Origin of the sequence: Serratia sp. 22278, assembly GCF_052045405.1 — a bacterium.
In the GTDB taxonomy this organism is placed as follows: Bacteria; Pseudomonadota; Gammaproteobacteria; order Enterobacterales; family Enterobacteriaceae; genus Serratia; species Serratia marcescens.
Map to the genome: position 1 here is coordinate 220,556 of NZ_JBQEOW010000007.1, position 14,070 is coordinate 234,625.

The following is a 14,070-nucleotide window of genomic DNA, read 5'->3' on the forward strand; positions in this document are numbered from 1 at the left end:
CTTCCTGCGTTGCGGCCTATATTCCATAAAGGAACTAATCATTCCTTTTCGTCATTTCAGAGGCTAAATCTCAGCCCGTATAGTCACACTATCTTTCTGTTATATGAAAAGGCTGTTGTGGACTATCTACCAATATTCGCCGACCTGAAACAACGCCCGGTGCTGGTCGTTGGCGGTGGTGACGTGGCTGCGCGCAAAGTCGATCTGCTTCAGCGCGCCGGGGCTGAAATACGGATAGTTGCGCAGTCGCTCTCACCGGAACTGGAACAACAACGTCAGCAAGGGCAGGTGCTCTGGCTGGGGAAAAGCTTTGATCCGCAGCAGTTGGACGACGTGTTTCTGGCGATCGCCGCCACGGACGACAACGCGCTGAACGCCGCGGTGTTCGCCGAGGCGGATAAACGCCGGGTGTTGGCCAACGTGGTGGACGATCAGCCGCGCTGCTCATTCATTTTCCCGTCGATCATCGATCGCTCGCCGCTGGTGGTGGCGGTGTCGTCCAGCGGCCAGGCGCCGGTGCTGGCGCGACTGCTGCGCGAAAAGCTGGAGGCGTTGCTGCCCGCCAGTTTGGGGCAGATGGCGCAGGTGGCGGGCCGTTGGCGCGGCCAGGTCAAACGGCGGTTGGCTTCGATCGGCGAACGTCGCCGTTTCTGGGAGAAAACCTTCGGCGGCCGTTTCGCCACGCTGGTGGCCAACGGCCAGACGGCGCAGGCGGAACGGCAGCTGGAGCAGGATTTACACCGCTTCGCCGCAGGCGATGAAGGCGCACAGGGCGAGATCGCCCTGGTGGGCGCCGGGCCGGGCGACGTGGGGCTGTTGACCCTGCGCGGGCTGCAGGTGATGCAGCAGGCGGACGTGGTGCTGTATGACCATCTGGTCAGCGGCGAGATCCTCGATCTGGTGCGCCGCGACGCCGAGCGCATCTGCGTGGGCAAGCGCGCCGGCGCGCACTCGGTGATCCAGGAAGAGACCAACCGGCTGCTGGTGGAGCTGGCGCAGCAGGGCAAACGCGTGGTGCGCCTCAAGGGCGGCGATCCGTTCATCTTTGGCCGCGGCGGCGAAGAGCTGCAGGTGGCCGCCGCCGCCGGCATTCCGTTCCAGGTGGTGCCGGGCGTCACGGCCGCCGCGGGGGCGACCGCCTACGCCGGCATTCCGCTGACGCATCGCGATCACGCGCAGAGCGTGACCTTTATCACCGGCCACTGCCGCCCGGACGGCGATGGTCTGGACTGGGCCGATCTGGCCCGGGCGCGGCAGACGCTGGCTATCTACATGGGCACTATGAAGGCGGCGGACATCAGCCAACGTCTGATCGCCCACGGTCGCGACGCCGCGACGCCGGTAGCGGTGATCAGCCGCGGCACGCGCGCCGATCAGCAGGTGCAGATCGGCACGCTGGAACACCTGGAACACCTGGCCCAACGGGCGCCGCTGCCGGCGCTGCTGGTGATTGGCGAAGTGGTGGAACTGCACCATCAAATCGCCTGGTTCGGGCATCAATCGCAGACGGAAGGGGCCGCGCGCCCGGCCGTCGTGAATTTGGCATAGGCAAGGCTTTTAAGGATCTGTTATGGACGAAAAACGACTCACTCATTTGCGGCAATTGGAGGCGGAGAGTATCCATATCATCCGTGAAGTCGCCGCTGAATTCGCCAACCCGGTGATGCTGTATTCCATCGGCAAAGACTCTTCCGTGATGCTGCATTTGGCGCGCAAGGCGTTCTTCCCCGGCACGCTGCCGTTCCCGCTGCTGCATGTCGATACCGGCTGGAAGTTCCGCGAAATGTACGAATTCCGCGATCGCACCGCTAAGGAGTACGGCTTCGAGCTGCTGGTGCATAAAAACCCGGAAGGGGTGGCGATGGGCATCAACCCGTTCGTGCACGGCAGCGCCAAGCATACCGATATCATGAAAACCGAGGGCCTGAAGCAGGCGTTGAACAAGTACGGTTTCGACGCTGCCTTCGGCGGTGCGCGGCGCGACGAGGAGAAATCGCGCGCCAAAGAGCGCATCTATTCGTTCCGCGATCGCTTCCACCGCTGGGATCCGAAAAACCAGCGGCCGGAGCTGTGGCACAACTACAACGGCCAGATCAACAAAGGGGAGAGCATCCGCGTGTTCCCGCTGTCGAACTGGACCGAGCTGGATATCTGGCAGTACATCTTCCTGGAAAAGATCGACATCGTGCCGCTGTACCTGGCGAAACCTCGCCCGGTGGTGGAGCGCGACGGCATGCTGATGATGGTGGACGACGATCGCATCGATCTGCAGCCGGGTGAAGTGATCAGCCAGCGCATGGTGCGTTTCCGCACCCTGGGGTGCTGGCCGCTGACCGGCGCGGTGGATTCGCAGGCGCAAACCCTGCCGGAGATCATCGAAGAGATGCTGGTCTCCACCACCAGCGAACGCCAGGGGCGGATGATCGATCGCGATCAGTCCGGCTCGATGGAGCTGAAAAAGCGTCAAGGGTATTTCTAAGGAGCCGCCGGATGAACAACGCAATTGCACAACAAATCGCTGACCAGGGCGGCGTCGAGTCCTACCTGCACGCGCAGCAGCACAAGAGCCTGCTGCGCTTTCTGACCTGCGGCAGCGTCGATGACGGCAAAAGCACCCTGATTGGCCGCCTGCTGCACGATACCCGCCAGATCTACGAGGATCAGCTGTCGACGCTGCACAGCGACAGCAAACGCATCGGTACTCAGGGCGAAAAGCTCGACCTGGCGCTGCTGGTGGACGGCCTGCAGGCCGAGCGCGAGCAGGGCATCACCATCGACGTGGCCTATCGCTATTTCTCGACCGAAAAACGTAAATTTATCATTGCCGATACCCCGGGGCATGAGCAGTACACCCGCAACATGGCCACCGGCGCCTCGACCTGCGATCTGGCGATCCTGTTGATCGACGCGCGTAAAGGGGTGCTGGATCAGACTCGCCGCCACAGCTTTATCGCGACCCTGCTGGGCATTCGCCATCTGGTGGTCGCGGTAAACAAAATGGATCTGGTGGACTATCAGGAAGCGGTGTTCGAGCAGTTCAAACAGGATTACCTGACCTTCGCCCAGCAGTTGCCTGGCGATCTGGACATCAAGTTCGTGCCGTTGTCGGCGCTGGACGGCGACAACGTGGCGAGCGAAAGCGCCCATATGCCGTGGTACAGCGGCCCGACGCTGCTGGAAGTGCTGGAGAGCGTTGATGTGATCAGCGAGCGAGAAAACCAGCCGCTGCGTTTCCCGGTACAGTACGTCAACCGCCCGAACCTCGATTTTCGCGGTTATGCCGGCACGCTGTCCGCCGGCGTGGTGCGGGTGGGGCAACGCATCAAAGTGCTGCCTTCCGGCGTGGAGTCCAGCGTGGCGCGCATCGTGACTTTTGACGGCGATCTGCAAGAAGCGGTGCCGGGCGAGGCGATTACGCTGGTGCTGAAAGATGAAGTGGACATCAGCCGCGGCGATTTGCTGGTCGACGCCGGCGAAAACCTGCAGGCGGCGCAGAGCGCGCGGGTGGACGTGGTATGGATGGCCGAGCAGCCGCTGGTGCCGGGCCAGAGCTACGACATCAAGATCGCCGGCAAAAAGACCCGCGCCCGCGTGGAGAGCATCCGCCATCAGGTGGAGATCAACACGCTGGCGCAGCATCCGGCTGACACATTGCCGCTCAACGGCATCGGGTTGGTGGAGCTGACCTTCGACGAACCGCTGGTGCTGGACAGCTACCAGAGCAACCACGACACCGGCGGGCTGATCTTCATCGATCGCATGAGCAACGTGACGGTTGGCGCCGGTCTGGTGCGTGAAACGCTGCAGGCCGCATCGGCGGCGCGCGGAGAATTCAGCGCCTTCGAGCTGGAGCTGAATGCGCTGGTGCGCAAGCACTTCCCGCACTGGGGCGCCCGCGATCTGCTCGGTGGCCGATAAGGTGGCCGCTGAACTGAGGGCGACCGGGCCGGACGATGAGAACGTGGTTTGGCATCCGCACGCGGTCACGCGCGCGGATCGCGAAGCGCGCAACGGCCACCGCGGCGCGGTGCTGTGGTTTACCGGGCTGTCCGGCTCGGGCAAATCCACCGTCGCCGGCGCGCTGGAGCAAGCGCTGCATGGGCTTGGCGTCAGCACCTATCTGCTGGACGGCGATAACGTGCGCCACGGTTTGTGCCGGGATCTCGGTTTTTCCGACGAGGATCGGCGCGAGAACATCCGCCGGGTGGGCGAAGTGGCCAAACTGATGGTGGATGCCGGGCTGGTGGTGCTGACCGCGTTCATTTCGCCGCACCGCGCCGAGCGGCAACTGGTGCGCGAGATGCTCGGCGACGATCGCTTTATCGAGGTGTTCGTCGACACGCCGTTGGCGATCTGTGAGGCGCGCGATCCGAAGGGATTATATAAGAAAGCGCGCGCCGGCGAGCTGCGCAATTTCACCGGTATCGACGCGGTTTATGAGGCGCCGCAGCAGCCGGAAATCCACCTCGACGGCCAACAATTGGTAACAAATTTGATTGCGCAATTGTTAGACGTGTTGCGTGGTCAGGCTATTATCAAACCCTGAATTCAAAAAAAGCGTGTGGCGTTTTTCGCCATGCGCTTTTTACTCTAAGCCGCCGCAGAGCGAGCCGAATAACCAGGGATCACTATGCAAAATGTCACGCCTATCTTGATCGACTCCAAGCAGTCAAAACAGGAGAGAGAGGAGCCTTCTTATTCTTTCCTGGGCGGCGTCAGCGGCTTTGTTTTCTACTGGCTGGCGTTCGCGTTGCCGTTTCTGGTTTACGGTTCCAACACGCTGTTTTTCCTGCTCTATACCTGGCCGTTTTTCCTGGCGCTGATGCCGCTGTCGGTGCTGATCGGCATCACTCTCAGCATGCTGCTGCGCGGCCGTCTGATCTTGACGCTGCTGCTGACCGGCGCCGTTGTGCTGTGCCTGTTCTGGCTGGTGTTCAGCTTCCTGACCGGGTGGTGAGAGAGTGGGCGCCGATGCCGGCGCCCGCAGGATTGCAAAGCCGTGCCGAAGGTTACAAAACTTTGCTCAAAAATGCCTGAGTGCGCGGATTGGACGGGTGACTGAAGATCTGCTGCGGCTGCCCCTCTTCCTGAATGATCCCCTGATCGATAAACAGTACCCGGTCGGCCACCTCGCGGGCAAAGCCCATCTCATGCGTCACCACCACCATGGTCATGCCCTCGAGGGCCAGTGATTTCATCACCGCCAACACTTCGCCCACCAGCTCAGGATCGAGCGCGGAGGTCGGTTCGTCGAACAACATGATCTTCGGCTCCATCGCCAGCGCGCGGGCGATGGCCACCCGCTGCTGCTGGCCGCCGGACAGACTGTTGGGATAGGCGTCGATCTTGTCGAGCAGGCCAACCTTGAGCAGCAGCTGCTCGGCTTGTGCGATGGCTTCAGCGCGCGGCTGTTTCTTCACGCTCACCGGCGCCATGATGATATTTTCCAACACCGTCATGTGTGGGAACAGGTTGAAGCGCTGGAACACCATGCCCACGCTTTCACGCATTTTGTTCAGGTCGGTTTTCTGATCGTGGACGGCGAAGCCGTTCACCTCGATCTCGCCGCCGGAGAGCGTTTCCAGCGCATTGATGCAGCGCAGGAAGGTGCTTTTTCCCGAGCCGGAAGGGCCGATGACGCACACCACTTCGTTGGCGGCGATCTGGCAAGAAATGCCGCGCAGCACATGGCTTTCGCCGAACTGTTTTTGCAGGTTATGTACGCGAATCACTTTTACCGAACCTCTTTTCCATGTGCTGCACCAGCAGCGAGAGCAGGAAGGTGATGACCCAATAGACCAGCGAAATGGTCAGATAGGGCTCCCAGTAGGTGGCGTAGGCGCCGGAGACGGTACGGGCGGCATAGGCCAGATCCGCCAGGCCGATGGCGGAGGCCAGCGACGAATCCTTGACGATGGCGATGGCGTTGTTGCCCAGCGGCGGCAGCATGCGGCGGAAAGCCTGCGGCAGGATCACCTGACGCATGGTCTTGCCATAGCTCATGCCCAGCGAGCGCGATGCCTCCATCTGGCCGCGATCGATCGACTGGATCCCGGCGCGGAAGATTTCCGACACATAGGCGCCGGCGTTGAGCGTGATCGCCACCACGCAGGAGAGAAAGGCGCCGTAGTCGGCGCGCAGCGCGCGAGCGAAATCGACGCTCATCAGGCCGCTGGTGACCAGCAGACCGTCACGCGGGTTGATGAACAGCGGCACCAGCGCGAAGTGCACCACCATGATCTGCACGAACAGCGGCGTGCCGCGAAAGGCGCTGATGTAGATGCGCACCGGCCACTGAACGCCGTAATGCAGGATGGGTTTCCAGATGCCGTGCGGCGCCTGCGCCAAACGGCCCAGCCCGAGGATCAAGCCCCAGGTGGTGCCCAGCAGCACGCAGATAATGGTGCATTTGATGGTCATCCAGGCGCCTTCCATAAACAGCGGCGCGTATTCCTGGATGATCTCCCAGCGGAAGTTCAAGGGGTATTCCTTCTTGGTAGGCTGAAACGGTGGCGCGCCGACGCTCTTGCGGGCGCCGGCGACTGGGGATTATTCCGCCGGCAGCGTCGGTACGTTGCTGTCGAACCAGGTTTGGTAGATCTTGGCGTAGGTGCCGTCGGCGACGATTTTCTTCAGGCCGGCGTTGATCTTGTTGCGCAGTTCATCGTTGCCTTTGGCGACGGCGATGCCGAAATACTGGCGCTCGAACTTGGCGTCGGGCACCAGCTTGAAGGCTTTCTCAGGGTGGGTTTTGATATAGAACTTGGCCACGCCGACGTCGCCGACCGCCGCGCCGATGCCGTCTTCATACAGCTCCTGCAGCATCAGCGGGGTGTTGTCAAAGCGCTTGATGGCGGTGCTGTTTTTACCCAGCACGTCGGACACCACGATGTCGCCGGTGCTGGAGTTTACCACGCCGACCTTCAGCGCTTTCAGCGCGGCGATGGAGTCCACCGTCGAGTCTTGCGGCACCACGATAGCCTGCTCAGCCGGGAAGTAAGGCGCTGAGAAATCAACCATTTGCTTGCGCTTGTCGGTGATGGTGATGCCGGAAATGATGATGTCGCGATCGCCGGAGTTCAGCGTGGCGAAGATCCCTTCCCACGGCGTATTGATCAGTTTGATTTGGAAGCCTTCAGCCTTGGCCACCGCCTTGATGATGTCGATGTCGAAACCTTCCAGCTGCTTTTGGCTGTTTTCAAATTCGAACGGCCGATAGGTGCCGCCGGAGCCGACGACGTAGGTTGGTTCAGCCGCCAACGCGGCGGTGGAGAAGGTGGCGGCCAGGCAGGCGCCGATCAGAACTAAACGTTTTAACATCGCGATCCCCGATAATGAATGGTTATATATTGGAATTATTTATGCACTATGAGTGCATAAAAATAAGCTTCAATGAATGAAAGTGCAACCGCTGCATGAGGATTATTCTCTCTATGGTGTTAAATATTCACTTTTTGCTTTGCTGTGGCGTAAGCGATGGGTCAGGAAGCGGTGATGCAGTGATTCTTGCTGCATAATGGAGGTGGGGCAGCGTGTGTCTCATTGGAAAACGCGGCGCGCGCGCCGAGCCAAAGGGGCGTTTTTTGCCGCTTTCACAGCGGAATTAGGCGATAAACACGGGAACCCTTCATCCGTATTCTGAATTTGGCGCTGAAATGCCGCTCTCAGTGTGGAGTCCAACGAGAAGTTGTGGGATGATTGGTCGGTTTTTCAGGGGGCGGAGATGGGAAAACTTACGCTGCTATTGCTGGCATTGCTCGGTTGGTTACAGTATTCACTGTGGCTGGGCAAAAATGGTATTCACGATTACGTGCGGGTCAATGAAGACGTTGCGGTCCAGCAGGGCAACAACGCCAAGTTGAAAGCGCGTAACGATCAGCTGTTTGCCGAAATCGATGATTTGAACGGCGGACAGGAAGCGATCGAAGAGCGTGCGCGTAATGAGCTGGGCATGATCAAGCCCGGTGAGACTTTCTATCGTCTGGTTCCTGACCAATCCAGACGCAACGCGGCGTCTTCTTCGCAAAACAACGCACAAAAATAACGCATGAATCACTCCGCAGGTACCTTTCCCTCGGTGATTGCCGTCCTGCCCGCTGCCGGTATCGGCAGCCGCATGCAGGCGGAATGCCCGAAGCAATATTTAACCATCGGCCGGCACAGCATCGTCGAACACGCTATCCATGCCCTGTTGCGTCACCCGCGCATTGAACGGGTGATCGTGGCGATCGGCCCGGAAGATCGTCAGTTCGAACGGCTGCCCATCGCTCAGGATCCGCGGGTGATCGTCACCGAAGGCGGCAAGCAGCGCGCCGATTCGGTGATGGCCGGGCTGAAACTGGCGGGTGATGCGGACTGGGTGCTGGTGCATGACGCCGCGCGCCCCTGCCTGCACGCCGACGATCTCGAGCGTCTGCTGGCGATCACTGCACATAGCAAGGTCGGCGGCATTCTCGCCGCGCCGGTGCGCGACACCATGAAACGCGCCGAACCCGGCCGCGAAACCATCGCCCACACCGTCGAACGGCAGGATCTGTGGCATGCGCTGACGCCGCAGCTGTTTCCGCTGCCGCTGCTCAAGCTGTGCCTGCAGCGCGCGCTGGATGAAGGCGCGAACGTCACCGACGAAGCCTCGGCGCTGGAACATTGCGGCTATCATCCGCTGCTGATCGCCGGCCGGGCGGACAACATTAAAGTAACGCGGCCGGAGGATTTGGCGCTGGCGGCGTTCTATTTGACCCAGTTAGACAATTAAGGAGCGCATCATGCGTATCGGTCACGGTTTTGATGTACATAAATTCGGCGGCGAAGGCCCGTTGGTGATCGGTGGTGTTCGCATCCCTTACGACAAAGGCTTGCTGGCCCACTCCGATGGTGACGTCGCGCTGCATGCCGCCACCGACGCCCTGTTGGGGGCGGCGGCGCTGGGCGATATCGGCAAGCTGTTCCCCGATACCGATCCGGCTTTCAAGGGCGCGGACAGCCGCGAGCTGCTGCGCGAAGCCTGGAAACGCATCCGCGCCAAAGGGTACCGCCTCGGCAATCTCGACATCACGATTATTGCCCAGGCGCCGAAAATGGCGCCGCACATCCCGCAGATGCGCGTCTTCCTGGCGGAAGATTTGCAGTGCCATATGGATGACGTCAACGTGAAGGCCACGACCACCGAGCAGCTCGGTTTCACCGGGCGCGGCGAGGGCATCGCGTGCGAAGCGGTCGCCTTGCTGATCAAGGAATAACCGCATGGATATGGCGAATCTGACCTGGCTGCATGGCCGGCCGCAGAGCACCGGGGTGTTGAAAGCCAATCCGGAAGACTTCGTGGTGGTGGAAGACCTGGGCTTTGCGCCGGACGGCGAAGGCGAGCACGTGCTGGTGAATATCCGTAAAAACGGCTGCAATACCCAGTTCGTGGCCGATTACCTGGCGCGCTTCGCCGGCATTCACGCCCGTTCTGTCAGCTATGCCGGTTTGAAGGATCGCCACGCGGTGACCGAGCAGTGGTTCTGCCTGCATATGCCGGGTAAGGACACGCCGGATTTCTCCCGGTTTACGCTGGAAGGCTGCGAGGTGCTCTCGTCTGCCCGCCACCTGCGTAAAATGCGCATCGGCAACCTGAAGGGCAACCACTTTACGTTGGTGCTGCGCCAGATTTCCGATCGGCAGGACGTGGAACGTCGCCTGCAGGCCATCGCTGCGCAGGGCGTGCCGAACTACTTCGGCAGCCAGCGTTTCGGCCGCGGCGGCAACAATCTGGCGATGGCGCGCCGCTGGGCGAATGATGAAATTCGTGTCAAAGAGCGCAGCAAGCGCAGTTTCTATCTGTCCGCCAGCCGCAGCGCGCTGTTCAATCTGATCGCGAGCCAACGCCTGGCCGACGGCCTGCAGCGCACCGCGCTGGAGGGGGACGCCCTGCAGCTGAGCGGCCGCGGTAGCTGGTTCGTCGCCAAAGCCGATGAGCTGGAGGCATTGCAGCAGCGGCTGGATGCCGGTGAGCTGGCGGTTACGGCTCCCTTACCGGGCGACGGTGAGCCAGGCACCGCCGGCAAAGCCTTGGCTTTTGAACAACAATGCTTGGCGGAACAGCCGGAATTGCTTACGCTTTTAAAGCGCGAGCGTGTCGACCCCGCTCGCCGGGCCCTGCTGTTGCAGCCGCAAAATTTGCAGTGGAACTGGTGGGATGACGTTACCGTAGAATTGCGCTTCTGGCTGCCGGCAGGCAGCTTCGCGACCAGCGTGGTGCGTGAAATTATGCAGCAGGATGACAGTGATGCGGATATTGCTGAGTAACGATGACGGTGTCAGCGCCCCGGGCATTCAGGTGCTGGCGGCGGCGCTGCGGGAATTCGCCGAAGTGCAGGTCGTGGCGCCGGATCGTAACCGCAGCGGCTCTTCCAACGCCTTAACGCTGGAGTCGCCGTTGCGCACGCAGACGCTGGCCAACGGGGATATTGCGGTGTTGCAAGGGACGCCGACCGACTGCGTTTACCTTGGCGTCAACGCATTGATGCGCCCGGCGCCCGATATCGTGGTCTCCGGCATTAACGCCGGGCCGAATTTGGGTGACGACGTTATCTATTCCGGCACCGTCGCGGCGGCGATGGAGGGCCGGCACCTGGGGCTGCCCGCGCTGGCGGTGTCTCTGAACGGTCACCAACACTACGCGACCGCAGCGGCCATTACCTGCCGCATCCTGCGCGCGTTGCAGCGTGAACCGTTACGTACCGGAAAAATCCTGAATATTAACGTACCGGATCTGCCGCTGGCTGAGATCAAAGGCCTGCGCGTTACCCGCTGCGGCAGCCGCCATCCTGCCGACAAGGTCTTCTGCCAGCAGGATCCGCGCGGACAAAATATCTACTGGATCGGGCCGCCTGGTGATAAATTTGATGCCGGGCCGGATACCGACTTTGCGGCGGTGGAACAAGGCTATGTGGCGATAACGCCGCTACAGGTGGATTTAACCGCCTACGCGGCGCAAGAAGTCGTGAAAACATGGTTAACCAAGGCAGAGGTTAGCGGGGAATGGTGAATAAGCGCATGCAAACATTGCTGACGCAGCTGCGGCAGCAGGGGATCCGGGACGAAAAGCTGCTGCGGGCGATCGAAGCGGTGCCGCGCGAGCGTTTTGTCGATGAAGCGCTGGATCATAAGGCCTACGAAAACACCGCATTGCCGATCGGTTCCGGTCAGACCATTTCCCAGCCTTATATGGTGGCGCGGATGACCGAGCTGCTGAATCTGAAACCTACCTCAAGGGTGCTGGAGATCGGTACCGGTTCCGGTTATCAAACCGCTATCCTGGCGCATCTGGTGCAACACGTTTGTTCCGTCGAACGTATCAAGGGGCTGCAGTGGCAGGCCAAGCGCCGCCTGAAACAGCTCGATCTTCACAATGTTTCCACTCGCCACGGCGACGGCTGGCAGGGCTGGGCGTCGCGCGGCCCGTTCGATGCGATCATCGTCACTGCCGCGCCGCCGGAGATCCCGCAGGCGCTGGTGGAGCAGCTGGACGATGGCGGCATTTTGGTGTTGCCGGTGGGCGAGCAGGCTCAAACCCTCAAACGCATTCAGCGTCATGGCAACGATTTCGTTATCGATGCGGTAGAGGCAGTGCGCTTTGTGCCGTTGGTGAAAGGCGAATTGGCCTAGCGATTGTCTGAATTTTCGACCGTCTGCAAAATCTGTTGCACTTTCATCATGGCCGGATAAGGTTTTCTCGTTCCAATCAGGCTAATTTTCACTAGAATTGGCCTTTCTACGTAGTTGTCTTATGGTGCGGCAACGCCAATGTGGTTAGCATTGGCGCGCGTTTTGATGCTCCGGCGCGAGATGACCTGGCGTTCAGGGATCGGCCGGCGGCGCCTTTACATCGCAGAAACTGGGAAGTGGCAAAAGCTCGGCTACGATGTAAAGGGTATTTTGGATATATCACTGATATTGCTGTCATGGGGGAAGCATGAGCACGGGAAGCCCAATGATTACGTTACGCCGGGTAGCGGTGTGTACGATGGTAAGTTTGTGGTTGGCGGGTTGTACGAATACGGCCTCGACGTCGGCTCCTATCAGCAGCGTGGGGGGCGGCGGTGCCGCTCCATCCGGCAATAATAATGGCGGAGTGCAGCAGGCCAGCCCAGAGGGCCGCATAGTCTATAACCGCAGTTATAACGCCATCCCTAAAGGGAGCTACAGCGGCGGCGAAACTTATACGGTCAAGCGCGGTGACACGCTGTTTTATATTGCCTGGATCACCGGCAATGATTTCCGCGACCTGGCGCAGCGCAACAATATTCCCGAGCCATACAGCCTGAATGTTGGCCAAACCATTCAGCTTGGTAATGGTTCTGCCAACGGCGGCGGCGGCATGTTGGCGACGACAGACGCGACCAAAGGCGGTGTTCCGAAGCCACCTTCCAGCTCCCAGATCCAGACGGCAACGGTTGATTCTCAATCAACTAACGCGTATTCTGAAAACTCGGGTAAACAGAATGTAGGTAAGATGTTACCTGCAGCAGGTGCCGCAGCGGTTGGGACCGCGACTGCGCCTGTTACCGCGCCGGAAGCCGCTCCACCTGTGAGCAGCACCGTCAGCAACAGCGCTCCGGTCAGTACCTGGAGATGGCCGACTGACGGTAAGGTTATTGATAACTTTTCCTCATCAGAAGGTGGGAATAAGGGTGTCGATATCGCCGGTTCCCGTGGGCAGCCTATCTTCGCTACCGCCGATGGCCGCGTAGTGTATGCAGGCAACGCTTTACGGGGTTACGGTAATCTAATCATCATCAAACATAATGATGATTACCTGAGCGCCTACGCTCATAACGACACAATGCTGGTCCGGGAACAACAAGAAGTGAAGGCGGGTCAAAAAATAGCCACCATGGGTAGCACCGGTACCAGTTCAGTACGTTTGCATTTTGAAATTCGTTACAAGGGGAAATCCGTAAACCCGCTGCGTTATCTTCCGCAGCGATAGATTGGGCAGAATACGCTGAGATTCTGCTCGCGGTATCACGGGTAGGAGCAGCATATGAGCCAAAATACGCTGAAAGTTAACGAGTTACATGATGATGCGGATTTCGACGAGAATGGAGCTGAGGCCGAGTCGTTTGATGAAAAAGCGCTGGTAGAAGAAGAGACCAGCGAGAACGATTTAGCGGAAGAAGAGCTGTTGTCTCAAGGCGTTACGCAACGCGTATTGGATGCGACGCAGCTCTATCTGGGTGAGATCGGTTATTCACCTCTGCTGACCGCAGAGGAAGAAGTCTATTTTGCGCGGCGTGCTCTGCGCGGTGACGTGCCGTCCCGCCGCCGCATGATTGAAAGCAACCTGCGGCTGGTGGTGAAAATCGCCCGCCGCTACAGCAACCGCGGTCTGGCGCTGCTGGATCTGATCGAAGAGGGTAACCTCGGTCTGATTCGCGCAGTGGAAAAATTCGACCCGGAACGCGGCTTCCGCTTCTCCACTTATGCAACCTGGTGGATCCGTCAGACGATTGAACGGGCGATCATGAACCAAACCCGTACCATTCGTTTGCCTATCCATATCGTCAAAGAACTGAATGTCTATCTGCGCACCGCGCGCGAGCTTTCCCACAAGCTGGATCATGAACCGAGCGCTGAAGAAATTGCCGAGCAACTCGACAAGCCGGTGGATGACGTCAGCCGCATGCTGCGCCTGAATGAGCGCATCACCTCGGTGGATACGCCGCTGGGCGGGGATTCGGAGAAAGCGCTGCTGGACATTCTGGCCGACGAGAAGGACAACGGGCCTGAAGACACCACGCAAGATGACGATATGAAGCAAAGCATCGTCAAATGGTTGTTCGAACTGAACGCCAAACAGCGTGAAGTGTTGGCGCGTCGTTTCGGCCTGTTGGGCTATGAAGCGGCGACGCTGGAAGACGTAGGCCGGGAGATTGGCCTGACGCGCGAGCGCGTCCGTCAGATTCAGGTAGAAGGTCTGCGCCGTCTGCGTGAGATTTTGCAGATGCAGGGCCTGAGCATTGAGGCGCTGTTCCGCGAATAACGTCGGTTGTTGAACCGCATCAAATAAAAACGGTGAGCATG

At 59.8% G+C, this 14,070-nt stretch carries 16 protein-coding genes; 13 read left to right on the top strand and 3 right to left on the bottom strand.

The window, feature by feature from the left end; all coding sequences use genetic code 11:
- Nucleotides 1-117 precede the first annotated feature (117 nt).
- The 5 genes from cysG (at nt 118) to ACTJJ6_RS15210 (ending at nt 4,957) form a co-directional block, all read left to right on the top strand.
- Nucleotides 118-1,548 (top strand): siroheme synthase CysG, encoded by a 1,431-nt coding sequence (gene cysG / locus ACTJJ6_RS15190; protein WP_016929050.1) that lies wholly within the window; start codon nt 118-120, stop codon nt 1,546-1,548.
- Between the two features lie 22 nt (nt 1,549-1,570).
- Nucleotides 1,571-2,479 (top strand): sulfate adenylyltransferase subunit CysD, encoded by a 909-nt coding sequence (gene cysD / locus ACTJJ6_RS15195; RefSeq protein WP_004932620.1) that lies wholly within the window; start codon nt 1,571-1,573, stop codon nt 2,477-2,479.
- 11 nt (nt 2,480-2,490) lie between these two features.
- Entirely contained in the window at nt 2,491-3,918 is a 1,428-nt protein-coding gene (cysN, locus tag ACTJJ6_RS15200; protein ID WP_016929049.1) for a sulfate adenylyltransferase subunit CysN, read from the top strand.
- Nucleotides 3,857-4,546, top strand: coding sequence for an adenylyl-sulfate kinase (gene cysC / locus ACTJJ6_RS15205; RefSeq protein WP_079450100.1), 690 nt, complete (start codon nt 3,857-3,859; stop codon nt 4,544-4,546). The genes cysN and cysC overlap by 62 nt, the downstream gene beginning before the upstream one ends.
- An 84-nt stretch (nt 4,547-4,630) precedes the next feature.
- Nucleotides 4,631-4,957 (top strand): DUF3561 family protein, encoded by a 327-nt coding sequence (locus tag ACTJJ6_RS15210; protein ID WP_016929047.1) that lies wholly within the window; start codon nt 4,631-4,633, stop codon nt 4,955-4,957.
- Between the two features lie 52 nt (nt 4,958-5,009).
- Here the strand turns inward: ACTJJ6_RS15210 and ACTJJ6_RS15215 are convergent, their stop codons facing one another.
- From ACTJJ6_RS15215 to ACTJJ6_RS15225, 3 genes are all read right to left on the bottom strand, one after another.
- Nucleotides 5,010-5,732 carry an amino acid ABC transporter ATP-binding protein gene (locus ACTJJ6_RS15215; RefSeq protein ID WP_016929046.1) on the bottom strand — a complete coding sequence of 241 codons (723 nt, stop codon included), beginning with the start codon at nt 5,730-5,732 and terminating at the stop codon, nt 5,010-5,012.
- Nucleotides 5,716-6,435: an amino acid ABC transporter permease gene (locus tag ACTJJ6_RS15220; RefSeq protein ID WP_042706788.1), complete on the bottom strand. Its 720-nt coding sequence runs from the start codon at nt 6,433-6,435 to the stop codon at nt 5,716-5,718. The genes ACTJJ6_RS15215 and ACTJJ6_RS15220 overlap by 17 nt, the downstream gene beginning before the upstream one ends.
- A gap of 114 nt (nt 6,436-6,549) precedes the next feature.
- On the bottom strand, nt 6,550-7,320 hold the full coding sequence (locus ACTJJ6_RS15225; protein ID WP_039568898.1) for a basic amino acid ABC transporter substrate-binding protein: 771 nt from the start codon (nt 7,318-7,320) through the stop codon (nt 6,550-6,552).
- Between the two features lie 403 nt (nt 7,321-7,723).
- Between ACTJJ6_RS15225 and ftsB the strand changes: the two genes are divergently transcribed.
- From ftsB to rpoS, 8 genes are all read left to right on the top strand, one after another.
- The gene (gene ftsB, locus ACTJJ6_RS15230; RefSeq protein WP_016929043.1) at nt 7,724-8,044 is read left to right on the top strand and encodes a cell division protein FtsB; all 321 of its coding nucleotides are present in this window, start codon (nt 7,724-7,726) and stop codon (nt 8,042-8,044) included.
- A 3-nt stretch (nt 8,045-8,047) separates the two neighbouring features.
- A complete protein-coding gene (ispD, locus tag ACTJJ6_RS15235; RefSeq protein WP_049300191.1) occupies nt 8,048-8,755 on the top strand; it encodes a 2-C-methyl-D-erythritol 4-phosphate cytidylyltransferase in 708 nt (235 codons plus the stop codon).
- Between the two features lie 10 nt (nt 8,756-8,765).
- On the top strand, nt 8,766-9,239 hold the full coding sequence (gene ispF, locus ACTJJ6_RS15240; protein WP_004932594.1) for a 2-C-methyl-D-erythritol 2,4-cyclodiphosphate synthase: 474 nt from the start codon (nt 8,766-8,768) through the stop codon (nt 9,237-9,239).
- Nucleotides 9,240-9,243: 4 nt separating this feature from the next.
- A complete protein-coding gene (gene truD, locus ACTJJ6_RS15245; RefSeq protein WP_049300192.1) occupies nt 9,244-10,290 on the top strand; it encodes a tRNA pseudouridine(13) synthase TruD in 1,047 nt (348 codons plus the stop codon).
- Nucleotides 10,271-11,032: a 5'/3'-nucleotidase SurE gene (gene surE / locus ACTJJ6_RS15250; protein ID WP_015376691.1), complete on the top strand. Its 762-nt coding sequence runs from the start codon at nt 10,271-10,273 to the stop codon at nt 11,030-11,032. The genes truD and surE overlap by 20 nt, the downstream gene beginning before the upstream one ends.
- Complete coding sequence (locus tag ACTJJ6_RS15255) at nt 11,026-11,652, top strand: protein-L-isoaspartate(D-aspartate) O-methyltransferase (RefSeq protein WP_033641281.1); 627 nt, start codon at nt 11,026-11,028, stop codon at nt 11,650-11,652. Before surE ends, ACTJJ6_RS15255 begins: the two co-directional genes overlap by 7 nt.
- 325 nt (nt 11,653-11,977) lie before the next feature.
- On the top strand, nt 11,978-12,976 hold the full coding sequence (gene nlpD, locus ACTJJ6_RS15260) for a murein hydrolase activator NlpD (RefSeq protein ID WP_015376692.1): 999 nt from the start codon (nt 11,978-11,980) through the stop codon (nt 12,974-12,976).
- Nucleotides 12,977-13,030: 54 nt separating this feature from the next.
- Entirely contained in the window at nt 13,031-14,029 is a 999-nt protein-coding gene (rpoS, locus tag ACTJJ6_RS15265; protein ID WP_004932578.1) for an RNA polymerase sigma factor RpoS, read from the top strand.
- Nucleotides 14,030-14,070: the final 41 nt, after the last annotated feature.

Coding starts and splice junctions, on each gene's coding strand:
- rpoS (WP_004932578.1), top strand. CDS start 13,031: ATGAGCCAAAATACGCTGAAAGTTAACGAGTTACATGATGATGCGGAT.
- ACTJJ6_RS15220 (WP_042706788.1), bottom strand. CDS start 6,435: ATGGAAGGCGCCTGGATGACCATCAAATGCACCATTATCTGCGTGCTG.
- cysD (WP_004932620.1), top strand. CDS start 1,571: ATGGACGAAAAACGACTCACTCATTTGCGGCAATTGGAGGCGGAGAGT.
- ftsB (WP_016929043.1), top strand. CDS start 7,724: ATGGGAAAACTTACGCTGCTATTGCTGGCATTGCTCGGTTGGTTACAG.
- surE (WP_015376691.1), top strand. CDS start 10,271: ATGCGGATATTGCTGAGTAACGATGACGGTGTCAGCGCCCCGGGCATT.
- ACTJJ6_RS15255 (WP_033641281.1), top strand. CDS start 11,026: ATGGTGAATAAGCGCATGCAAACATTGCTGACGCAGCTGCGGCAGCAG.
- cysN (WP_016929049.1), top strand. CDS start 2,491: ATGAACAACGCAATTGCACAACAAATCGCTGACCAGGGCGGCGTCGAG.
- nlpD (WP_015376692.1), top strand. CDS start 11,978: ATGATTACGTTACGCCGGGTAGCGGTGTGTACGATGGTAAGTTTGTGG.
- ispD (WP_049300191.1), top strand. CDS start 8,048: ATGAATCACTCCGCAGGTACCTTTCCCTCGGTGATTGCCGTCCTGCCC.
- ACTJJ6_RS15210 (WP_016929047.1), top strand. CDS start 4,631: ATGCAAAATGTCACGCCTATCTTGATCGACTCCAAGCAGTCAAAACAG.
- cysC (WP_079450100.1), top strand. CDS start 3,857: ATGCGCTGGTGCGCAAGCACTTCCCGCACTGGGGCGCCCGCGATCTGC.
- ispF (WP_004932594.1), top strand. CDS start 8,766: ATGCGTATCGGTCACGGTTTTGATGTACATAAATTCGGCGGCGAAGGC.
- ACTJJ6_RS15225 (WP_039568898.1), bottom strand. CDS start 7,320: ATGTTAAAACGTTTAGTTCTGATCGGCGCCTGCCTGGCCGCCACCTTC.
- truD (WP_049300192.1), top strand. CDS start 9,244: ATGGATATGGCGAATCTGACCTGGCTGCATGGCCGGCCGCAGAGCACC.